Below are 22,826 nucleotides of genomic sequence, written 5' to 3'. Positions count from 1 at the left end.
TGATTTAAGTGGCTTTATTTAAAAAAAAGAAAGATTACATTCGAATTACTCCCAATCGGAATGATGCTCCGCAAAATGAACCAGCTGTTCCAGATAATTTATGGGCCAAATGTCCGAGCTGTAAAAAAATGATTTATACCAAGGAAATTGGTCAAGAGAAAACCTGCCCTAATTGTGGCTATAATTTTCGAATTAGTGCTTGGGAGCGCTTGGCATTAATCGTGGATGAAAAGTCCTTTTATGAATGGGACAATGATTTTGAAACCAAGGATCCCCTGGCTTTTCCAAATTACCAAGAAAAAATTAAGCAAATGCAAGCCAAAACACACTTACATGAAGCGGTATTAACAGGAAAAGCGACGATTCAAAATCAAGCAGTCGCCATTGGTATTATGGATGCTAGCTTTATTATGGGAAGCATGGGAACAGTTGTGGGTGAAAAAATAACTCGTTTATTTGAAAAAGCGACTGAGCAGCGTTTGCCCGTTGTCTTATTTACCGCTTCTGGTGGTGCTAGAATGCAAGAAGGAATCTTTTCATTAATGCAAATGGCTAAAATATCCGCAGCGGTAAAACGTCATAGTAATGCCCAATTGCTTTATTTAACGGTTTTAACTGATCCAACCACAGGGGGAGTTACGGCTAGCTTTGCTATGCAAGGGGATATTATCCTAGCTGAACCCCAAGCTTTGATTGGTTTTGCTGGTCGCAGAGTAATTGAGCAGACTTTAAAGCAAGCTTTACCAGATGATTTTCAAAAAGCTGAGTTTTTATTAGCTCATGGCTTTGTGGATCAAATTGTGAATCGCTGCGACTTACGCGATAAAATTAGTCATCTATTGAAATTACATACACAGAAAGGATGGATGACGCATGAGTAAAGCTGCCCATGAAGTAGTGAAGCTAGCTAGACGACAAGACCGACTAACGGCTCTAGACTTTTTTGAACAATTGTTTGAAGGTTTTGAAGAATTTCATGGTGATCGTCTATTTGCAGATGACCAAGCGGTGGTAGGTGGGATAGCCTTATTAGATAAGAAGCCAGTGACGGTCATCGGTATTCAAAAGGGACGAAATCTACCGGAAAATTTAAAGCGAAACTTTGGTCAAGCGCATCCAGAAGGGTATCGTAAAGCCCTACGTTTAATGAAACAGGCAGAAAAATTTCAAAGACCGGTGATTACTTTTATTAATACGGCTGGTGCTTATTGTGGCATTGGTGCCGAGGAACGTGGTGAAGGTGAAGCGATTGCCCGTAATTTGTTGGAAATGGCTGATTTAAAAGTGCCAATTATCGCGATTATCATCGGTGAAGGTGGTAGTGGTGGTGCCTTAGCCTTAGCCTTAGGTGATCAGGTCTGGATGTTGGAAAATTCAATTTATGCAATACTTTCGCCAGAAGGTTTTGCTTCTATTTTATGGAAAGATGGAAGTCGGGCGCAAGAAGCGGCTGAATTGATGAAAATTACCGCTAAGGAATTGCAGCAATTAGGTGTAGTTGATAAAGTCATTCAAGAGAAAATGCAAAATGACCAATTAGATGTTGAAGAACTGATTCAAAGGCTCAAAGTTGAGCTGGTTTATACCTTAAAACAGCTATGCAAGCTAGAAATTGATGAATTATTAATGCATAGATATGCACGTTTTAGAAAATTTTAAAATTTTTTTGAATGAATTTTTTGAGTATAAAAGCTAGGGTTCTAGCGCTTAATTCAAGCGATTAGACCGGTTTTTATACTCATTTTATATTTATACTGAAAAGGTTTACATATTTTGGAATAAATTTTTTTGCAAAAAAATGAATATTTTTATTTATTTTTTGCGAATGATGTGTTAATATGCATATATAATCAAATTATTAATAAAAGTTGCATAAAAATAAGGAGTGTTTGATATGAAAAAGATTTTAGGATTTTTAGGTTTAGCTGCTTTAACTTTAAGCTTAGCTGCCTGTGGTAATGGTGATGCTGCGAAAAAAGCGGATGCGAACCAATTAAAGAGTATTCAAGATGCAGGAGTGATTAAAGTTGCGACCTCTGCTGACTTTGCACCATTTGAATTCCATACTGTAAGCAATGGTAAGGATAAAATTGTTGGGGCTGATGTCGATTTAGCAAATGAAATTGCTAAGGATTTAGGTGTAAAGGTAGAATTTATGGATATGGAATTTAATGCAGTCTTAACTGCTTTAGATCAAGGAAAGGCTGATGTAGCGATTTCTGGTATCTCAGCAACCAAAGAACGTAAGAAGAGCTTTGATTTTTCTGATAACTATTTCGTGCCTGAGCAATTAGTCGTTGTTAAAAAAGAAAATGTTGATAAATTTAAAGATCTTGAAAGTCTAGCAGATAAAAAAATCGGCGCACAAAAAGGCTCTATTCAAGAATCAGTGGTTACATCTCAATTACCTAAGGCACAACTTGTGGCTTTAGCTAAGGTACCGAATTTAATCGTTGAAGTGAAACAAGGGTCAATCGATGCTTTAGTATTAGAAAGTGCAGTTGCTAAGGCTTATGTTGCTCAAAATCCTGATTTAGCTATTGCTAGTGCACCTTTGAAATCAAGTGACGATGAATCTTATGCCATTGCGATGAAGAAAGATAGTAAAGAATTAAAAGCTAAAATTAATGCAGTAATTAAAAAATTACAAGACGAAAATAAAATCAGCGAGTTCGTTGAAAAAAATTCAGCTTTAGCTGAAAGCCAAGCGAAAAAATAGATTGGAGTACTAAATTAAAATGGATTTTTCTTTCTTAAAGGAATTTTATCCGTACTTTATTTCAGGTACGATGATTACCTTAATTATTTCAATTATCACAGTTATATTAGGAACCATCATTGGGGTAGTAGTTGCTTTAATGAAGCTTTCTAAGCTAAAACCTTTACGTTGGCTAGCGAATATCTATATCGAGGTGCTTCGTGGAACACCAATGTTAGTGCAAATTTTGATTGCGTTTGGCTTGTTGCAAGGATTGTTTAAGTTACCGACTGTTTCACTTGGGGTTTTAAGTTTGGATTTTGGTCGTCTATTTCCAGGAATTATCGCTATTTCGCTAAACTCTGGGGCATATGTTGCTGAAATTGTTCGTGGGGGAATTAGCGCAGTTGATTTAGGTCAAGTTGAAGCAGCAGCTTCGCTTGGTTTACGACCAGCACAAGCGATGAGATATGTTATTTTACCTCAGGCGCTTAGAAATATTTTACCGCCTCTAGGGAACGAATTTATCGTATTAATTAAGGATTCTTCGTTGCTTTCGACCATTGGTATTTATGAATTGATGAATAGTGCGCAAATCGTTATTAGTACTTCTTATATTCCTTTAACCCCTCTATATGTGGCTGCTATTATTTATTTCATTCTAACATTCACGACTTCACGTATTTTGAATGCTTGGGAGAAAAAACTTGGCAAAGGCTATCGAAAATAGGAGGATAGATGATGGATTCAATTATTAAAGTAGAACATTTGAGTAAAAAGTTCGGTGATAATGAAGTATTAAAGGATATCAATTATGAAATCAAACAAGGACAAGTTGTGGTGATTATCGGTCCATCAGGTTCAGGTAAAAGTACCTTTTTGAGATGTATGAATTTATTAGAGGTACCCACGTCGGGTAAGATTTCTTTTGAAGGAACAGACATTACCGATCCTAAAAATGATATTTATAAGATGCGTGAAAAAATGGGGATGGTATTCCAAAACTTCAATCTTTTTCCTAATATGTCAGTAATCGATAATATTACCTTATCACCAATTAAAGTGAAAAAAGAAGACAAACAAGCTGCTCAAAGCTATGCCAAAGAGCTTTTAAAAACAGTGGGCTTACCGGATAAAGCAGATAGCTATCCACAATCTTTATCTGGTGGACAACAGCAACGGATTGCTATCGCTAGAGCTTTAGCTATGCGACCTGATGTGATGCTTTTTGATGAACCGACTTCTGCCCTTGATCCAGAAATGGTCGGCGAGGTATTAGCTGTTATGCAACGATTGGCAAAAGAAGGAATGACGATGGTGATTGTCACGCATGAAATGGGTTTTGCACGCGAAGTTGGAGATCGCATTGTCTTTATGGATGGTGGTTATATCGTCGAAGAAGGTACACCTGAAGAAGTTTTCGGTAATCCAAAACATAATCGTACCAAAGACTTTTTAAGTAAGGTGCTGTAAGAATAAATTTTACCTGTAGGAGTATTTCCTGCAGGTTTTTTTGTTTAAAGCAGTTTTATAAGTCAATCAGCTGTAAGCAAACTAGTGTCAATTTTGCAGAAACTTCGAGAGTCTTAAAGATTTTATTAGTTAGCTAGGCTTATTTGATAAAGGAATGATATGCATAGCGTATGATTTAAAATAAAATTTATTTGAATAATTATCGAGATATTGTTACTAGACAGAATATTACGAGCATTCATTCGGCTTATGTTATAATTCATTTAGCTGATTGGACTAAATGAAAAGGAATGATTATATGAGTGAGTTTAAATATTGTCGTGAATCAAAGGTAATTCAAACACATCGCGTTTTTCCTTTCGATTTAAATCCGTTTGATTATTTATTTGGTGGAAAATTAATGACCTGGATTGATGACGCAGCATCTATTTCAATATCTAGACATTGCCGGCGAGGTGCCGTTACCGCCTCGATTGATTCGTTAAATTTCTTAAAGCCGTTACATGCGAATCATTCGGTTTGTATTGAAACTTTTGTATCGGGAACCCATCATAAATCAATGGAAGTGTTTGTCAAAGTTGTCGGTGAAGATTTAGTGACTGGTGAGCGCTATTTAGCAGCAACTTGTTTTACGACTTTTGTAGCGGTACCTTCTTTTATGAACGAGGAAGTAGACTTTACCGTGCCTAAAATTGTCCCAGAGACGGATGAAGAAAAACTGGTCTGTGAAGGTTATGAAAAAAGACGTAGCGCACGCTTAGACGAACGTGAGCAGTATAAAGATTTTGCTGCCCAGCTATCAACCAATATTCCCTGGTAAGAGGTGATCTGATGAGGATAAAAGATGCTTTATATATAAGCGAACAGCTACAAAAGAAACAGTTTAGCTTTGAAGAATATTTAAATGAAATTACGCAAAAATATCAAGATTGGCAGCCTAAGCTCAATGCATTCATTTCATTTAATCCTGATGAAGCCTTGGCTTATTATCAAAAAATGAATCAAGTGCAGGCGATTCGTTCGCCTTTTCAATATTTACCGATTCCCTTAAAAGGACTAGGTCAAAATAAAAAAGGCTGGTTAAATACAGCTGGCTCAAGGCTTTTAGCCAACAGTCGAGCACAAAGTAATAATCATTTTGTTAATAAAATTGAACAATTAGGGATGATTCCATTAGGTCAGACGAATATTCCAGAATATGGATTTAAAAATATTACTGATTCTGCCTTACATGGAATATGTAAAAATCCGTGGCATTTAGATTATTATTCAGGTGGCTCAAGTGGTGGAGCAGCTAGTGCTGTGGCAGCTGGTATTTTCCCAATGGCTACAGCCAGTGACGGTGGAGGCTCTATCCGGATCCCTGCTTCTTTTTGTGGTTTGATTGGCTTAAAGCCAACACGAGGAACGATGCCGGTAGGACCTAATGGCTGGCGTGGCTGGCAGGGTGCTTCGATTTCTTTTGCTTTAACGGTTTCAATGCGTGATACGGAAAGTCTTTTTTATCAAATGCGAACCAGCCAAGGGGCCGCTCCTTATCAAGCGCCGGCATGTGAATGGCGACACCAACAAGCCTTGCCACCTAAAAAGTTAAAAATTGCCTATTGCCTTGAATCGCCCGTAGCTAAAAATGTTTCAGCTACAGCTAAAGATGCCGTATTAGCTGCTGTAAAGTTTTTAGTCGATCAAGGTCATGAAGTAGTAGAAATCAAGTATCCAGTTAATCTACCTGAACTAATGGTTCAATATTATCGTATGAATGGGGCAGATACCGCTGCTATGTTTAGTCAGATGGAAACGGCCTTTAACCGTCATTTTACTCTTGATGATATGGAGCCGATGACGTGGGCTATCTATCAGTTAGGTCAAAGCATGTCAGCTAGTCAATATGTGCAAAGCTTGGAATATTGGGATGAAGCTGCCGATAGCATGGAGCAATTGTTTTTAACTTATGATTTGTTTTTAACACCGACAACAGCTGATTGTGCGCCACATTTACAGACCGCATTTCTTAGTACAGAGGTTTATGAACAATTATTTCACGCCCATACTCTTTCATTTGCTCAAAGAGAAGCATTAGTCTATGATATGTTTGCCAAGAGCTTAGCCTTAACGCCTTATACCCAATTAGCCAATTTAACGGGTCAACCAGCGCTTAGTCTGCCAACCGGCCTTTCTTTACAAGGACTACCTCAAGGCATACAATTTATGGCCGCAAAGGGTCGTGAAGATCTCTTGTTTATGATTGGTCGGCAATTTGAGCAAAATCAGCGCTTTATTTTGCCTAAAGCATATCAGGCTTAGCTTTTGTTGCATGTACTGAAGTTTAGTGGATTGTTCCCTTTGTAAGATTAAAGTAAAGGGAAAAGCTTAGTCTTTAGAATTGCTAGCAAAAAGACTGAAAATAGTGTATAATTTTCAAATGGAGGAGTGTCCGAAAAGATACTCCTCGATTTTTTGGAATAAAGGAGCAATTATGTTTTCAAAATACAAACCTACTTGGATGGTAGAATCGATCTATCAAATTACTCCTCATCAATTAAAAAAATATGGAATTAAAGCAGTATTAACGGACTTAGATAATACTTTGATTGCTTGGAATAACCCAGATGGAACTAAAGAGCTACGTAATTGGTTAGTTACTATGAAACAAGCAGACATTCCAGTTATTGTGGTTTCTAATAACAAGGCGCCTCGGGTTGCACGAGCAGTTGCCAGTTTTGATTTACCATTTATTTCAAGAGCAATGAAACCCTTTGGCTATGGTATTAAAAAAGCCTTAGCTACTTTGGATTTGCTGCCAGAGGAAGTGGTAATGGTTGGTGACCAGCTGATGACTGACATTCGCGCAGCACATGCGGCAAAGGTAAGGTCAGTTTTGGTTCGACCAATTGTTCAAACTGATGCTTGGAATACACGAATCAATCGTTGGCGTGAAAAAATTGTGATGCGTCATTTACTAAAAAATAATCCAGAAATGAAATGGCGAGGTGAGTTAGTATGAGTGAAGAACAATTACATTGTATTGGCTGTGGGGTAGCGATTCAAACAGAAAATCAGCAAGCATTAGGGTTTACCCCAAAAGCTGCACTGGAAAAAGGATTGGCTAGTGGTGAAGTTTATTGTCAACGCTGTTTTCGTTTGCGTCACTATAATGAAATTCAAGATGTTTCACTAACTGATGATGACTTTTTACGGTTGTTAAACGAAATTGGCAATACGGATGCTTTAATTGTCAATGTAGTCGATATTTTTGATTTTAATGGTTCAATTATTCCTGGACTTCATCGCTTTGTCGGTAACAATCCAGTCTTGATGATTGGAAATAAGGTGGATTTATTACCGAAGTCCTTGAAAAAAGGGCGCTTGATTCAATGGATGAAAGAACGAGCACATGAATTGGGCTTACGGCCAGTCGATGTTTTATTAACTAGCGCTAAGAAAAAAAGCGAAATTCAGGATATCCTAGAAGCGATTGAACATTATCGAAATGGACGTGATGTGTATGTAGTAGGGGTAACTAATGTGGGTAAGTCTACTTTGATTAATCAAATTATCGCCCAGGTTGCTGACGTAAAAGAAGTGATTACTACCTCACGTTTTCCAGGAACGACCTTGGATAAAATTGAAATTCCTTTAGATGATGGTCAGTTTTTAATTGATACACCAGGGATTATTCATCGTCATCAAATGGCGCATTATCTAGGTAAAAAGGATTTACGGCTAATTGCACCGACTAAAGAAATCAAGCCCAAGGTTTATCAGCTCAATCCAGAACAAACCCTCTTTTTAGGTGGCTTGGCTCGTTTTGATTTTGTTAGTGGTGCTCGTTCATCATTTATCGCTTATGTGTCAAATGATTTAACGATTCATCGAACTAAGTTAAAAGGAGCAAGTGAGTTTTATCAAAAACATGTGGGCGCTTTATTACAGCCACCACATGCTGATGAAATCACCGCATTTCCTGAGCTTGTTCGTTTTGAATTTTCAATTAAAGAAAAAACCGATATTGTCTTTGCTGGCTTAGGTTGGATTACGGTCAGTCAACCAGCAATTGTGGCTGGCTGGGCGCCAAAGGGTGTCGATGTGATTATTCGCAAAGCCCTAATTTAAGGAGGAAAATAAATGAGTTTAACCGGAAAACAAAAACGTTTTTTACGTAGTCAAGCCCATCATTTACAACCAATTTTTCAGATTGGTAAAGGTGGCGTAAATGATGCGATGAATAAACAAATTGGTGAAGCGTTAGAAAAACGTGAATTAATTAAAGTTTCCTTATTACAAAATACGGATGAAATTGCTGAAGATGCGGCCAAGCAGATTGCACAGGCCTTACAATGTGAAATTGTACAGGTGATTGGTCGAGTGTTGGTTTTATACAAGGCTTCTTCAAAAGAAAAATATCAACGCTTTACACAGCAGCTTAAATTACTATAATTAAGGAAGGATTATATGAATAGACAGTTGATTACTGAGACTATTGCCATGCCGCAGGTAAGTCTTGCGCCTAAACGCAAACAAGTGGGCATTCTAGGTGGGAATTTTAATCCTGTACATCAACTCCATCTAATGATTGCTGATCAAGTCGGCACGGCTTTAAATTTAGAAAAAGTCTATTTAATGCCAGAGTTTTTACCACCCCATGTGGATGAAAAAACGACGATTCCGGCGCATTATCGTTTAAAAATGCTTGAATTAGCTATTGAAGATAATCCATTATTAGCGATTGAAACGATTGAATTAAAGCGCCAGGGTAAAAGCTATACGTACGACACCATGAAGGAATTAACTGAAAGCTATCCTGATACTGATTTTTATTTTATTATCGGTGGGGATATGGTCGAATACTTACCAAAATGGTATCGAATTGATGAATTATTGCAGTTGGTACAATTTGTTGGCGTAAAACGGCCAGATTATCCAGTAACTTCGGATTATCCGATTATTTGGTTGGATACACCGATGATGGATTTAAGTTCGACGATGATTCGTAAAAAAGTTGCTCAAAACTGTAGTATTCGATATTTAGTACCTGAAAAAGTAAGAGAATATATTCAAAAAGAAGGTCTTTATCTTGAAGATATCTAGTGAAAATTATACCCCAGCCATTCGTGAACAGCTTATGCAACAAGTACAAATGCAAATGAGCGAGAAGCGTTTTCGTCATGTGCTTGGAGTAGAGGAAATGGCTGTTGCTTTAGCTAAAAAGTACGGTTGTTGCCCCAATAAAGCGAGTATCGCTGCTTTAGCCCATGATTATGCTAAAGAAAGAAGCGATGATGCATTCATTTTTATGATTAAGAAATTGAAAATGGATCCGGATTTATTAAACTGGGATAATGCAATTTGGCATGGCATAGTGGGCGCAGAATTTGTACGTCAGGAATTAGGCATTGAGGATGAAGAAATTCTCCAAGCGATTCGTGTGCATACAACCGGTGCTGCTAAGATGTCTTTATTAGATCAGGTCATTTATGTCGCTGATTATGTTGAGCCTAATCGTGATTTTCCAGGTGTACAAGAAGCTAGACAGCTTGCGTTAACCAATTTAGCTGCAGCCGTTGCTTATGAAACGAAGCATACCTTGCAGTTTTTATTAAAAAAAGAATTACCGATTTATCCAAAAACAATAGAAACCTACAATCAGTGGGTTGTAAAGAAATAGGAGGTTTTTACCATCGAAAGTACAGAAATATTAGAAGTAGCAGTTAAGGCGATTGACGATAAACATGCATTAGACATCGTTGCCTTAGATGTGCGAGGGATTTCACTATTAGCTGATTATTTTGTTATTTGTTCAGGAAATACGGATCGTCGAATTTTAGCAATTGTTGATGAAGTGATTGAACAGGCTGAAAAAGCGCAGATTCCAGTAAGACGAGTGGAAGGTAAGGATGCAGCTAAATGGGTGTTAATCGATTTAGGTGATGTCATTGTTCACGTCTTCAATCAAGCTGAACGTGAATTTTATCAATTAGAGAAGCTTTGGTCTGATGCACCGATTGTTAATCTTGAAAAGTGGGTTGTGAATAATAATGGCCTATGAGACCTTCGCCTTTGTTTATGATGAAGTAATGGATACTAGTCTTTATCAAAGATGGTTAGATTTTTCGTTACAATTTTTAGGAAATCGTAAGCGCATCTTAGAACTGGCTTGTGGTACGGGTGCCTTGGCAGTAGATTTTGCCAAACAAGGCTTTGATGTCACTGCTTTGGATTTATCTGAGGAGATGCTAATGATTGCTTCTCAGCGTGCACAAGACGCGCAGGTTGCGATTCAATTTGTTGAAGGCGATATGCTTGATTTAACCGATATTGAAACCTATGAGGCAATTACTTGTTTTTCAGATTCGATTTGCTATATGGAAGATGAGCAAGCGGTCCAACAAGTTTTTGATGGGGTCTATCAAATATTAGAAGATGAAGGGATTTTTATTTTTGACGTTCATTCAACTTATCAAATAGATGAGGTTTTTCCAAATTATAGTTATCACTATCAAACGGAAGATTTTGCTTTTTTATGGGATAGCTATGCGGGTGAAAATCAACACAGCATTGAGCATTTTTTAACCTTTTTTGTTCAAAATGAAAATGGGCACTTTGAGCGTCGGGATGAGATTCATCAAGAACGGACCTATCCGCTAAATCAATATCTATTAATGTTAGAAAATGCTGGCTTTAGTAAAGTTGAGGCTTATGCAGATTTCATTGATAGTGAGCCAAACGAGAAGAGTCGTCGATGGTTTTTCGTTTGTTATAAATAAAATGCTAGTGATTGAAGCTATGGCTTTCAATCACTTTTTTTGGAGGATTGAATGAAAGCTTGTGGCATGATTGTTGAATATAATCCGTTTCATAATGGACATTTGTATCATCTTAAACAGAGCAAACAAAAAAGTAACGCAGATGTGATGATTGCAGTGATGAGTGGCAATTTTTTACAAAGAGGCGAACCAGCGATTATTGATAAATGGCATCGAGCGAAAAGTGCATTGGCTAATGGGGCAGATTTGGTCATTGAATTGCCGGTGGAATGGTCGGTACAATCGGCTGATTATTTTGCTACAGGTGGCCTAAAGCTTTTGCATGCTTTAGGCTGTGAAATATTATGTTTTGGTACGGATCAAGTACAAGCTTTTGATTATCAAAGCTTAGGCCAACTACTTGCTTCACGCCAAGAGGAATTAAATGCAATTTTTCAAGCTATTGACGATCCAAAGCTTACTTATGCTCAAAAAATGATGCAAGTCTTTAGTCGCTTTGATTCAAGGCTAACCTTTCAGCCAAATCAACCAAATCATATTTTAGCCTTAGCTTATGCTCAGGCGAATGCGAAGCTGAAGCGACCGCTAACTTTATTACCCATTCAACGACTACAGGCGGCTTATCATGACGAAACACTACCTGATTTAACTCAGCCAAAAATGTTAGACATTGCTAGTGCGAGCGCGATCCGCAAGAGTTTTTTTGCTAAGCAGGCAATTGAGGACTTTTTACCGGATAGCTCACTTGTTGATTTAAAAGAACAAGCGGTTAACTGGGAAGATTATTTTCCCTATTTGAAATATCGAATATTAAGTAGTACGATTGAAGAACTTGCTCAGATTTATCAAATGGTCGATGGCTTAGAATATAAATTAAAACAAGTGATTACTGAGGTGACTAGCTTTGCGCAGCTCATTCAGGCCATAAAATCAAAACGCTATACTCAGGTTAGATTGCAGCGTTTATTACTTTATGTTTTATTAAATATCCAAAAAGCAGCAATGACAAAGCAGCATGCGCAGCTAAGCTTGCATGTGCTGGGATTTAGTGAAAAAGGTCAAGAATATCTACGTCAGCAAAAAAAAGTTTGCCAATATCCTATTATTACCAGGATGAGTCAATCGGCAGCTTTAAAAATGCCACTATTAATCAAAAGCGATCGTATTTATCAGCTAGCCAAACCGACGATTGCTGAACAAAATTTTGGGCGCTTACCGATTATGCCTGCAGATTTGTAAGGTAAATCTGCTGAATTATAGATAAAATACTTCACAATCACTGCTAAGCAAAGTATAATAAGTAAGGACCTTTTTGTTAAATAATTGAAAATAATAGAAAGTGAAGTGAAATTATGGGTCGTAAATGGGCAAATATCGTAGCGAAGAAAACTGCGAAAGATGCAAATAACAGCCGAATTTATGCTAAATTTGGTATTGAAATTTATGCAGCAGCAAAATCAGGTGATCCTGACCCACACTCAAACCAAAAGTTACGTTTTGTAATTGAAAGAGCAAAAACATATAATGTTCCACGTCATATTATTGATCGTGCGATTGAAAAAGCAAAAGGTGGCGGCGATGAACAGTATCAAGAATTACGCTATGAAGGCTTTGGACCAAATGGCTCAATGGTAATTGTTGATACCCTAACGAACAATGTGAATCGTACGGCAGCTGATGTACGTGCGGCCTTTGGTAAAAATGGTGGAAACATGGGAGTAACTGGTGCCGTTAGTTACATGTTTGATAACACAGCTTTATTTGGTTTTGCCGGCGAAGATGCTGATGAAATCTTGGAATTCTTGATGGAAAAAGACATCGATGTTCGTGATGTTACTTCAGAAGATGGACAAATCATCGTTTACGGTGAACCAACTGATTTCCATGCGATTCAAGAAGCATTAAAAGAAAAAGGCATTACTGAATTTAGTGTAGCTGAAATGCAAATGATTCCACAAAATGAAGTAACCTTAAGTGGGGACGATTTAACTAAGTTTGAAAAAATGATTGATGTTTTAGAGGATTTAGAAGACGTTCAATCCGTTTATCACAATGTAGACTTAGGCGAATAAGATTTAATTGGCAGATCGTTGAATCAACAAAGATTCGCGATCTGTTTTTGTTTTAACAAGAGAATACATTTTTCTCTTTAAATGTATATTTAAGCCGCTCTAATAAGAGCTGTTAATGCGAAAGGAAGGCAGCTGCCAACATAATTGATTAGGCAGTGTGAATCATGATTGAAAACAAAGAAGTAGCATTAAACGAAATCAATATTTTAGATATCGGTTTTGCGATTGGTCATGCTCAAAATGAACAGGCGGCGACGGGCTGTACGGTCATTTTGCATCCAAAGGGGGCCACAGCAGCGGTGGATGTTCGAGGGAGTGCGCCCGCCACTAGAGAAACAGATTTGCTTGATCCAATCAATACGGTTGAACAGGTGCATGCCATTGTTTTAAGTGGAGGGAGTGCTTATGGGTTAGCTTCAGCCGATGGAATCATGCAGTATTTAGAAGAACAGCAGATTGGCTTTGATGTCGGTGTGGGCAAGGTTCCGATTGTTTGTGGGGCCTGTTTGTTCGATTTAGCAGTTGGTGAAAGTCATATTCGCCCGGATGCGAAGATGGGCTATCAAGCTTGTCAAGCAAGCGTCAACCTTAAGGGAAAGCTAGCTTGCGGAAATGTTGGGGCTGGAACAGGTGCAAGTGTTGGAAAATGTCTAGGAAATGATTATGCAATGAAGTCAGGAATTGGTCATTACGCAGTACAAATTGGTCCATTAAAAATCGGGGCAATCGTTGCGGTAAATGCCTTTGGAGATATTTATACACCAGATAATCAAGTTTTAGCTGGCTGCTTTGATCGAAAGAAAAATGAATTTTTACCTACTGATCAATGGTTAAGTCAGCAATTTGAAAAAAATTCGATTGGTTTTAATCGACAAAATACAACAATTGGCTGTATCTTGACCAATGCTAAATTAAATAAAGCCCAAGCGAAAAAGCTTGCTAGTATGGCACACGATGGCTATGCTAGAGCGATTCGACCGGTGCATACCTCGGTGGATGGCGATAGTATCTTCACCTTTGCTAATGGCGAAGTGGCTGATGTTGCCATCGATGTTTTAGGTAATTTGGCCAGTCAAGTGATGCAACAAGCAATTTATGTAGCCATTAAGCAAGCCAAAGCGGCCTATGGCTTACCTAGCTATCAAACGATTCAATAAAAAAGCTAGTTGAAGTGATGAAACCAAGCTTCATTCTTCAACTAGTCTTTTTTTTAGTGATTATCAATAGTCGCTTCTTGATAGTTTTTCTTTTTCTTTTGCATATAGCTTGGTGTTTGGACCTTAAAGGCTAAAATTAGCCCCATAATTGCTAGAATGAACGCGAAATAAAAACCCCAATGTGCGCCAACCATATAATTTTTGCTTTCTTGTGTAAAGCTGGCCTGTTTGCTCCCTAATTGTAATAGACAAGTCGTTACAGCCGTAGCAACTGCCCCTAATACTTGTTGCAAAGTATTAATAATCGTACTTCCATCAGTAGATAAACCTTGAGGCAAAGCTTGTAGGGCGCTTGACTGAGCAGGTGACATCGATAAGGGAATCCCAATCATTAAAAGCAGATGGCAAGCAATAATATAGACAATGGAAGCTTGGGTAGTAAGTTGTCCAAATGCCAAACAACCAATCGTCGTGATAACAAAACCAAGTGGAACTAATTTTTTAGGACCTAGTTGATCGTAAAGCTTACCCGAAGCAAAAGAAACGATCGCATTAACAATTCCGCCAGGTAACATGATCATGCCGGTTAAAGCTACTGGAATGTTTAAAGCGTTTTGTAAAATCTGTGGTAAAAGATACATGCTAGATAATGTAATGCCAAAATTTAACATGACTAATAGTGTGCCAATAACAAAACCTTTATTTTTCAAGGCTTTCAGATTTAATATCGGCTGAGTCATCGTTAATTGTCGTTTCGTATAAAAAATTAAAGCAACAATCCCAATGATCAAGGGAATAATGACAAAAATAGAAGCAAAGGAAAATTCGCTGGCATTACTAAAAGCCAAAATAATTCCCCCAAAACCAAAAGCTGATAATAGGCAGCTTAAACGATCGATTTTTTGTTTGGTTAGTTCAAAGGGGCTTTCGATAAAGCAATAGGCGCAAATTACAGCGATGATTAAGATGAGCGCAAATGATAGAAAAATCAAGCGCCAATTACCAACCCCTAATAAAATCCCAGCTAAAGTTGGGCCAATCGCGGGGGCAAACATAATGATTAAGGCTGCAATTCCCATCGCTGAACCTAATTTTTGAATTGGAAAAACGGCCATCGACGTAGCAAAGAGCATAGGTAAAATCAGACCAGTACCAATCCCTTGAATCATTCGGCCGATTAATAATAGACTAAAGCTAGGCGCAAAGGCGCTGATTAAAGAACCGATTAAAAAACAAATTAGCGAAAATAACGTTAAATGACGAATGCTATAATTTTTCATCAAAAAGCTAGCAAAAGGTTAGACAATGCCAATAACCATCATATAACCAACGACAATCCATTGCATCAAGCTTAATGGTGTATGGAAATAGTTGGATAGATTGGGTAAAGCGATATTGAGTGAGGTTTCGCTAAACATCCCCACAAAGGCGCCTAGATACAAGCTAGACATAATTAAAAACGGATGCTGATAAACTTTTCTTTTATTGACTTGTGACAAATAAATTCCTCCTTAAATTGAAAAAATGTTGCAACGAGGGTTATTGTAACAAAATGTTTCCTAATTCAGTAAGTTGTTTTTTGATCTGAAATGACGAAAATTAAAGTATTTATTTTATTTATAAATATTTTTTTGAGGAAATCGCTTTTTTAAATGAAAGATTTAATTATTTGCCTAAAAAAAATCACCTGCACCAATCATGCACAGGTGATTTTTTGATTATTCTTGGAGGTAAGTGTCTGACTTAGCTAAAGCTAAAAGTGGGCTGGTTTGCTTGATTGTAATAATCTTTAACTGATGCATCGCTCTAGTAAAAATCGTGTATAAGATTAATTGGTCATGTGCTTTAGCATATTGTTCACCGATTTTCCAAGCAAAGACCTGATCAAATTCGAGCCCTTTTGCTAGATAAGCAGGAATAATTAACCAATTTTTTTTCATAAAGGTTTCTTCATTAGTAATCAGCTGTACTTTTTGCTGCATGCTTTCGGATAACTGATGATATAATTCTTGACATTCAGCACTTGTCTTACAAATGATGGCGCTACGAATCGGTAGCTTAGTTTTTGCTGTAATTTGTTGCGTTAACCAATCGATGGCTTGCTTCGTTTGGTCAAAATGATATGCTTGTGGCAATTGTCCCATCCGAGCAGTAGTCTGGACTTGATCGGCGCCACTTAAAAATTGATTGGCAAAACGCGTAATTTCTTGGGTGGAGCGATAACTAGTTGTTAATTGATAATTCGTTACTTCAACATCCGGAAATAGTGACGGCAGACAGTCGATAATGGCGTCATTTCCAAAAACTTTTTGATTTAAATCCCCACATAAAGTGAGGTTGGCTTTAGGATAAAGACTTCTTAGTAAGGCGACTTGCGCAGGGGGAAAGTCCTGCATTTCATCAATAAAAATATACCGTGCTTTTTGCTCGACATAAATTGGATAGAGTCCTTTTGCCAATAAGAAATATAAGCAGGCATCAGTTAGAGCTAGCTGTTTCATTTTTAAATCTTCTCTAACCGATAATAGGTGTTGCTGAAAGTCAGCTATAGAGCATTGCGTTTGCATAGTAATGACTGGTTCTAATGTTTTTAGAAAATGCAAATATTGTTGCTGCGTATGAACAAATTGGAATTTTTTAATTGCTCGCTTGATTTTACTGAATTTTTTGCGAACAATTTCTGCTTTTAACTGTTTTCGAAGCTGGCGTTCGGTTCTTTCATTTACCTCTAAATGAGGATTTTCTTCATAAGCCAGCTGTAGTCTTTCTTCCACTAGCTCTTTCACCCACGGCAGTTTAGCTTCATCTTTTTGAATTCCACCAAGCTTTTTCAGTAGCTTGGTTTGTAGTAATTGCATTCGTTGATAAAGTGGTAATTGGGGGTTCGTTTCCAAATACCATTGGCGCATTTGCTCTTTAGATAAATAGACCTGCTGATCTGCTTTTAATGAACGGAAGATTGGTCCGTTTGCAGTAATTTTTTGCAGATAGGGCTTTATCTGATAAACGGCATGAATTCCTTGTTTATACTGCGTGATTTTATCATGCTGATCGGTTAAAAAGTCTTCTTCTAATTTTGTTTCCTTTTGGATTTTTAGTTGAGGCAGCAATTGTTGCAAAAAGTCACTAAACGTTCTCGTTGGTACCTCGCTTTCACCAAGAGACGGTAAAACCATTGAAATATAATCTGAAAATAATCGGTTGGGTGAAAAAATCAGCACCGCTTTTTCATCTAGCCATTGTCGATTATGATAAAGAATATAGGCCACCCGTTGAAGTAAAGCTGAGGTTTTTCCACTACCGGCAATTCCCTGGATAACCATCGCTTTACTATGTAGATCACGAATAATCGTATTTTGGGCTTGTTGGATGGTAGCCACAATATTTTTCATTTGATTACTTGACGCTTCATCTAAGATTTCTAATAAGAATTCATCATTAATTGCTTCAGAAGTATCTACAACAGCAAGTAATTGACCCTGTTTAATTTGAAATTGTCGTTTTAACTGCAAATCTACTTCAAATTGATCGTGTTCCGTTTGATAAGTGGTTTCACCGAGCTTTCCTTCATAATAAAGATTGGCAATCGGCGCTCGCCAGTCAATGATGATGGGCTGCTCTTTTTGATCGCGTAATGAAGCAATCCCAATATATAAGGTTTCTTTTTCATTTTGTTCAGTGAAATCAATGCGAGCAAAATAGGGTGTATTTTCCATCACAGCTAAAGTATTCAAACGTTTTTCTTGCTGCTGCGTGGTTTGATATTTCAATAATAAATCCTGTTCGTGTCGTTGATAGTCAACCACCGATTCATAGAAGGCCTCTGATGAGCCGGTTTGAATTTTTAAATCAGCCAATTCCTTCAAATCACTTTGAAATTGGCCGGTTAATTGCTGTTTTTGTTTCAGCAAAATTTGTTTTTCTTGTTCAATCATTTGCAAGGTATTTGCTAAATGCTTTTTTTCTAACTCTTTAATTGATGACATGTATTTTCCTCCACAAAATTTAACCATAAAATTATAGCATATCTAGCCGAAAATCAACAGTAGCTAAACTCCCGGAAAACAAATTTTCTATCAAAAAGAGTCGTGCTATCTATGCAGTTAAAAGCAAAAATTTCATAACTGCTTGACTTTTTTCATATTTATTTTATGATGATGAGAGAATAATAGATATGGAGTGAAGATTATGCCATTTGTACACATTGAATTAGTTGAAGGCCGTAGTGCAGAGCAATTAGAAAATATGATGAAGGATGTAACAGAAGCGGTTCATAAAAATACTGGTGCACCGAAAGAACACATTCATGTCATCGTTAATGAGATGAAAAAAGGCACATACGGTGTGAATGGAGAATGGAAAAAATAAACATTTTCTGATTCACATATAAAGACAGCAGACTAGCGGTTTTGCTATGGCTGCTGCGTTGAAACTTTCTTTTTGATTTTTTCTTGCAATTTTCAAGAAATGGTGTTTAAATAGAAAACGTAAATAGATCGATGAGAAAGACACCTAAACTTGAGAGTCTTCTGTTAGAGAGGAAGGTCGTGGCTGAAAACCTTCTAGGAGAAAACCAAGGGCAGACCACTTTCGTTAGACTCTTGTTGAATGCAGGAGCGGTGCAGACCGTTAAGACTGTCAAGGAGTAGCAATACTTAAAATTAGGTGGAACCACGTATACATTCACGTCCTAGTAAGAAGTCAGATGGATTTCTTGCTAGGCTTTTTTATTTTGAGTGGGCCTTGTCAGTCGCTTACAGGGGCTAAAAAGCTTTAATCTAGTAGAAAAATAAATAATTTTTACTGATTTGCTACGCTTGTTTGTTGAGGTGGCTACTTACAAGAGATGGCTTAGTGGCTTGATCATCGATAAAAATAAATGGAGGCAGACAAATGATTAAAATTACTTTTCCAGATGGCGCAGTAAAAGAATTCGCTGCTGGTGTAACAACAAAAGAAATCGCTGAAGGCATTTCAAAAAGCTTAGCTAAAAAAGCTTTAGCCGGTAAATTGAATGGTCAATTAATTGACTTAACTCGTGAAATTACTGAAGATGGAGCAATTGAAATCATCACACCTGATCATGAAGATGCATTAGCTTTATTACGTCATTCTAGCGCACATTTAATGGCACAAGCGATGCGTCGTTTATATCCTAAGATTCATTTTGGAGTAGGTCCTGCGATTGATTCAGGCTTTTACTATGATACAGACAATGGCCAAAACGCGATTACAGCAGAAGATCTTCCTGCTATTGAAGCAGAAATGATGAAAATTGTTAAAGAAAATCTACCAATTGAACGTCGTGTTTTATCAAAACAAGAGGCTTTGGAGTTATTTGCCCAAGATCCATATAAGGTAGAACTAATTACTGAGCTACCTGAAGATGAAGTGATTACAGCCTATCAACAAGGTGAATTTGTGGACCTTTGCCGTGGCCCACATGTCCCTTCAACTGGCCGGATTCAAGTCTTTCAATTATTATCCGTAGCAGGGGCTTATTGGCGTGGAAATTCCGATAATCATATGATGCAACGCGTTTACGGTACAGCCTTCTTTGATAAAAAAGACTTAAAAGAATTTTTGCGCTTGCGTGAAGAAGCGAAAGAACGTGATCACCGTAAATTGGGTAAAGAGCTTGATTTATTCATGGTCTCTAAAGAAGTTGGTTCTGGTTTACCATTCTGGTTACCAAAAGGAGCAACTATTCGTCGTACGATTGAACGCTACATTGTTGATAAGGAAATTAGCCTTGGCTATCAACATGTTTATACACCAGTTATGGCAGATGTGAACCTATATAAAACTTCTGGTCACTGGGATCACTATCATGAAGACATGTTCCCGCCAATGGATATGGGTGATGGTGAAATGTTAGTTTTACGTCCAATGAACTGCCCACACCATATGATGGTTTATAAAAACGATATTCATTCTTATCGTGAATTACCAATTCGTATTGCTGAGCTTGGCATGATGCACCGCTATGAAAAATCTGGGGCATTATCTGGTTTACAACGTGTGCGTGAAATGACCTTAAATGATGGTCATACCTTCGTACGTCCAGACCAAATTAAAGATGAATTCAAACGAACATTAGATTTAATGACTTCAGTTTATCGTGATTTTGGGATTACAGATTATCGTTTCCGCTTAAGCTATCGTGATCCAAATAATACTGATAAATATTTTGATGATGATGCGATGTGGGAAAACGCGCAAACCATGCTAAAAGCAGCAATGGATGAATTAGGCTTAGAATACTTTGAAGCTGAAGGTGAAGCGGCATTCTACGGTCCTAAATTAGATGTTCAAGTAAAAACAGCATTAGGTATGGAAGAAACGCTTTCTACAATTCAATTAGACTTCTTATTACCTGAACGCTTTGATTTAACTTATGTTGGTGAAGATGGCGAAAATACGCATCGTCCGGTTGTTATCCACCGTGGAATTGTTTCAACCATGGAACGCTTTGTAGCTTACTTAACCGAAGTTTACAAAGGTGCCTTCCCAACTTGGTTAGCACCAATCCAAGCAACGATTATTCCAGTTTCTGTGGAAGCACATGGAGATTATGCTTATGAAATCAAACGACGCTTACAAGAAAAAGGCTTACGTGTTGAAGTAGACGATCGTAATGAAAAAATGGGCTATAAGATTCGTGCTTCACAAACCCAAAAGATTCCTTATCAAATTGTTGTTGGGGATAAAGAAATGGCTGATGGCTCGGTAAACATTCGCCGTTACGGTAGCAAAGAAACGCAAGTTGAGTTATTGGATATGTTTGTTGATGCAATCGTAGCAGATGTGCAAAACTATAGCCGAATTTAAGCGATTTAACTTTATCATTGATTAAAAACCTCAGGAAATGTTTCATATTCGTGAAACATTTCCTGTTTTTATACTATTGGTCTGTAGAATACTAACTACTTTTCAAAGAAATATGAATAATGGAGAGTATTTGATTATAAGTATTTTGTTTGCGTGAGCTAGAGCGAAGATTTTATTGAGGAAACAAATCTAGATTTAGATGGATTATCCTTATCTTTGGCGGCAATAGTATATTTTCGAAATAACGAATTATTAAAGCATTCCATTTGCTTCTTTTTCTATGTGCAGCTTCCAGCTGATTTTAAATTAGCCCCCAAATCAAATGAATTTGATATTGAAATTAATTGGATCAATTTATCTGATTGTATGACAACACTATCAAATAAGCTGACAAACTATCATCGTCAAATAATTGATCATGCTAGATTAGAGAATAATAAAATTCTTTATTTAGATATTCAAACAGATAAAGGAATCATTCGTTCGTATTGATAATTAGCTATCAACATATAATATGAAGAGCTTATAAATTTTTAAAGCGTTAGCATAATCGATCAAAAAATCAATTATGCTAACGCTTTTATTATGAAATATAGTTCAACGAAACTTTATGTAACACTAGCTATCAATTCTGTGTGAATTAAGAGCATCAAATCAGTTATTTGTTTTCTCCTTTATTATTTTTAGTTGGTTAAATGGTGGTTGGTTGATATTTTGAATAGTACTTTTTTCTTGAGATATTTTGTTGACTAGATAATATTTGCCATCTGCAGTTTGTAGAATATACATTCTTTTTTTCATTGTTTCATCAGTTTGATATTCATTATTATCTATTTTTCTTTGAATTTCAGGGCTAATCTGAGAAGGTTCAAAAACAATACTTGGCAAAGAGAGTATTAGGAATATAGCTGGTATAATAATGAGTAGTTTATATTTTTTTCTATTTGCTACGTTGTAAAAAAAGTTAATTCTTTTTTTCAGTAAGCTTTCTTTTCTTAGCGTAAATTGACTTTTTAATGTCTTGTAGTGTTTTATATGTGTTGTTTCAGATATTTTTTGAGTGACGGTTACTAGAGCAAGCAAGTATTGATTTTTAACTTTTTCTTCAAAGTTTTTGGTAACCTGATAGTCTACTCTTAGCTCTAAGATGTAATCGATAATGTTTCTTAGTACGTAGATTAGTGGAAACCACCAGTATAAGATAATAAGGATTTGGACTAATATTTTTATATAAAGATCTTTGTTTTTTATATGCTGCGCTTCATGCAATAATATAAATGCTAGTTCTTCTTTTGTATAGTCTATGTTTGGTAGATATATTGTTGGTTTAAACGGATTGGTAACAAATGGTTCTTGAATATTGCTTAGTTTATAGATTCCATTAATTTTTTTATCCTTTAGGAATGAAAAAATAGTTTTGTATTCATCGAGTTTATTATCAAAGTTTTTGTCTAAAGCATACAATGTTTTCATGTTTAGAAGGTATTTTATTGTTAAATAAATACTTCCTATTACCCATATTATTAAAAATATATGGATTAAGCGAATATCATTGTATATTTTTTGGTAAAAAAAGTTATAGATGGGTGGCATAATTTTTTTTGATGGAATTGTATGGGTCCATTTCCATTCAAAAGGAATAATAAGTCTACCGATAATTACAACGCTAATGAATAAAACATATTCATATTTTAATTTTACTCCGTATCTATTGATAAGGAGAATTAGAGAAAGCACAGTTATCAATACGCTTACTGTAATTATTGAGGTAAAAATTGCCGGAAAGGATATAATCATAGGCTTCTTCTCCAATCTTTTTATTGATTTTTAG

General features: G+C 36.8%; 23 protein-coding genes and 1 pseudogene. 20 read left to right on the top strand and 4 right to left on the bottom strand.

Annotated features, from left to right (window positions below):
* The first annotated feature begins 8 nt into the window (after positions 1–8).
* From accD to RK02_RS04195, 17 genes are all read left to right on the top strand, one after another.
* On the top strand, positions 9–881 hold the full coding sequence (gene accD, locus RK02_RS04275; protein ID WP_016183029.1) for an acetyl-CoA carboxylase, carboxyltransferase subunit beta: 873 nt from the start codon (positions 9–11) through the stop codon (positions 879–881).
* Entirely contained in the window at positions 874–1,659 is a 786-nt protein-coding gene (locus RK02_RS04270; RefSeq protein WP_016183028.1) for an acetyl-CoA carboxylase carboxyl transferase subunit alpha, read from the top strand. Before accD ends, RK02_RS04270 begins: the two co-directional genes overlap by 8 nt.
* 235 nt (positions 1,660–1,894) lie before the next feature.
* Complete coding sequence (locus tag RK02_RS04265) at positions 1,895–2,719, top strand: transporter substrate-binding domain-containing protein (RefSeq protein WP_016183027.1); 825 nt, start codon at positions 1,895–1,897, stop codon at positions 2,717–2,719.
* A gap of 19 nt (positions 2,720–2,738) precedes the next feature.
* Entirely contained in the window at positions 2,739–3,428 is a 690-nt protein-coding gene (locus tag RK02_RS04260; RefSeq protein ID WP_016183026.1) for an amino acid ABC transporter permease, read from the top strand.
* Between the two features lie 11 nt (positions 3,429–3,439).
* Positions 3,440–4,171, top strand: coding sequence for an amino acid ABC transporter ATP-binding protein (locus tag RK02_RS04255; protein WP_016183025.1), 732 nt, complete (start codon positions 3,440–3,442; stop codon positions 4,169–4,171).
* 298 nt (positions 4,172–4,469) lie between these two features.
* Positions 4,470–4,991 (top strand): acyl-CoA thioesterase, encoded by a 522-nt coding sequence (locus tag RK02_RS04250; RefSeq protein WP_016183024.1) that lies wholly within the window; start codon positions 4,470–4,472, stop codon positions 4,989–4,991.
* A gap of 11 nt (positions 4,992–5,002) precedes the next feature.
* Positions 5,003–6,475, top strand: a complete 1,473-nt coding sequence (locus RK02_RS04245; protein ID WP_016183023.1) for an amidase — start codon at positions 5,003–5,005, stop codon at positions 6,473–6,475.
* A gap of 172 nt (positions 6,476–6,647) precedes the next feature.
* Positions 6,648–7,175: a YqeG family HAD IIIA-type phosphatase gene (locus RK02_RS04240; protein WP_016183022.1), complete on the top strand. Its 528-nt coding sequence runs from the start codon at positions 6,648–6,650 to the stop codon at positions 7,173–7,175.
* Positions 7,172–8,284 carry a ribosome biogenesis GTPase YqeH gene (yqeH, locus tag RK02_RS04235; protein WP_016183021.1) on the top strand — a complete coding sequence of 371 codons (1,113 nt, stop codon included), beginning with the start codon at positions 7,172–7,174 and terminating at the stop codon, positions 8,282–8,284. Before RK02_RS04240 ends, yqeH begins: the two co-directional genes overlap by 4 nt.
* A 12-nt stretch (positions 8,285–8,296) precedes the next feature.
* Complete coding sequence (yhbY, locus tag RK02_RS04230) at positions 8,297–8,608, top strand: ribosome assembly RNA-binding protein YhbY (protein WP_016183020.1); 312 nt, start codon at positions 8,297–8,299, stop codon at positions 8,606–8,608.
* Between the two features lie 15 nt (positions 8,609–8,623).
* On the top strand, positions 8,624–9,259 hold the full coding sequence (locus RK02_RS04225) for a nicotinate-nucleotide adenylyltransferase (RefSeq protein ID WP_016183019.1): 636 nt from the start codon (positions 8,624–8,626) through the stop codon (positions 9,257–9,259).
* 34 nt (positions 9,260–9,293) lie between these two features.
* Positions 9,294–9,836, top strand: coding sequence for a bis(5'-nucleosyl)-tetraphosphatase (symmetrical) YqeK (yqeK, locus tag RK02_RS04220; protein ID WP_425387155.1), 543 nt, complete (start codon positions 9,294–9,296; stop codon positions 9,834–9,836).
* 27 nt (positions 9,837–9,863) lie between these two features.
* Positions 9,864–10,217, top strand: a complete 354-nt coding sequence (rsfS, locus tag RK02_RS04215; RefSeq protein WP_051074601.1) for a ribosome silencing factor — start codon at positions 9,864–9,866, stop codon at positions 10,215–10,217.
* Positions 10,207–10,935 (top strand): class I SAM-dependent DNA methyltransferase, encoded by a 729-nt coding sequence (locus RK02_RS04210; RefSeq protein ID WP_016183016.1) that lies wholly within the window; start codon positions 10,207–10,209, stop codon positions 10,933–10,935. Before rsfS ends, RK02_RS04210 begins: the two co-directional genes overlap by 11 nt.
* A gap of 51 nt (positions 10,936–10,986) precedes the next feature.
* Positions 10,987–12,174: a nucleotidyltransferase gene (locus RK02_RS04205; RefSeq protein ID WP_016183015.1), complete on the top strand. Its 1,188-nt coding sequence runs from the start codon at positions 10,987–10,989 to the stop codon at positions 12,172–12,174.
* A 113-nt stretch (positions 12,175–12,287) separates the two neighbouring features.
* Positions 12,288–13,007, top strand: coding sequence for a YebC/PmpR family DNA-binding transcriptional regulator (locus tag RK02_RS04200; protein ID WP_016183014.1), 720 nt, complete (start codon positions 12,288–12,290; stop codon positions 13,005–13,007).
* A 164-nt stretch (positions 13,008–13,171) separates the two neighbouring features.
* Positions 13,172–14,164 carry a P1 family peptidase gene (locus RK02_RS04195; protein ID WP_016183013.1) on the top strand — a complete coding sequence of 331 codons (993 nt, stop codon included), beginning with the start codon at positions 13,172–13,174 and terminating at the stop codon, positions 14,162–14,164.
* A 53-nt stretch (positions 14,165–14,217) separates the two neighbouring features.
* On the opposite strand, the pseudogene RK02_RS04190 reads toward RK02_RS04195, so the two are convergent.
* The 3 genes and pseudogenes from RK02_RS04190 to helD form a co-directional block, all read right to left on the bottom strand.
* Positions 14,218–15,450, bottom strand: a pseudogene (locus RK02_RS04190) (MFS transporter); the annotation flags it as partial.
* A 12-nt stretch (positions 15,451–15,462) separates the two neighbouring features.
* Positions 15,463–15,663, bottom strand: a complete 201-nt coding sequence (locus RK02_RS12515; RefSeq protein WP_016183011.1) for a hypothetical protein — start codon at positions 15,661–15,663, stop codon at positions 15,463–15,465.
* A 219-nt stretch (positions 15,664–15,882) separates the two neighbouring features.
* Entirely contained in the window at positions 15,883–18,150 is a 2,268-nt protein-coding gene (helD, locus tag RK02_RS04180) for an RNA polymerase recycling motor HelD (RefSeq protein ID WP_016183010.1), read from the bottom strand.
* Positions 18,151–18,352: 202 nt separating this feature from the next.
* Here helD and RK02_RS04175 point away from each other — a divergent pair, with 202 nt between their 5' ends.
* The 3 genes from RK02_RS04175 to RK02_RS04165 all read left to right on the top strand — a co-directional run bounded on the left by RK02_RS04175 (position 18,353) and on the right by RK02_RS04165 (position 21,487).
* Entirely contained in the window at positions 18,353–18,532 is a 180-nt protein-coding gene (locus RK02_RS04175) for a 2-hydroxymuconate tautomerase (protein WP_016183009.1), read from the top strand.
* Between the two features lie 525 nt (positions 18,533–19,057).
* Positions 19,058–20,995, top strand: a complete 1,938-nt coding sequence (thrS, locus tag RK02_RS04170; protein WP_016183008.1) for a threonine--tRNA ligase — start codon at positions 19,058–19,060, stop codon at positions 20,993–20,995.
* A 216-nt stretch (positions 20,996–21,211) separates the two neighbouring features.
* Positions 21,212–21,487, top strand: a complete 276-nt coding sequence (locus RK02_RS04165) for a hypothetical protein (RefSeq protein WP_016183007.1) — start codon at positions 21,212–21,214, stop codon at positions 21,485–21,487.
* Positions 21,488–21,649: 162 nt separating this feature from the next.
* On the opposite strand, the gene RK02_RS04160 is transcribed toward RK02_RS04165, so the two are convergent.
* Entirely contained in the window at positions 21,650–22,792 is a 1,143-nt protein-coding gene (locus tag RK02_RS04160; protein ID WP_016183006.1) for a M56 family metallopeptidase, read from the bottom strand.
* Positions 22,793–22,826: the final 34 nt, after the last annotated feature.

Origin of the sequence: Enterococcus columbae DSM 7374 = ATCC 51263, assembly GCF_000406925.1 — a bacterium.
GTDB classification, from domain to species: Bacteria; Bacillota; Bacilli; order Lactobacillales; family Enterococcaceae; genus Enterococcus_E; species Enterococcus_E columbae.
This window is presented reverse-complemented; position numbering and strand designations above follow the sequence as displayed.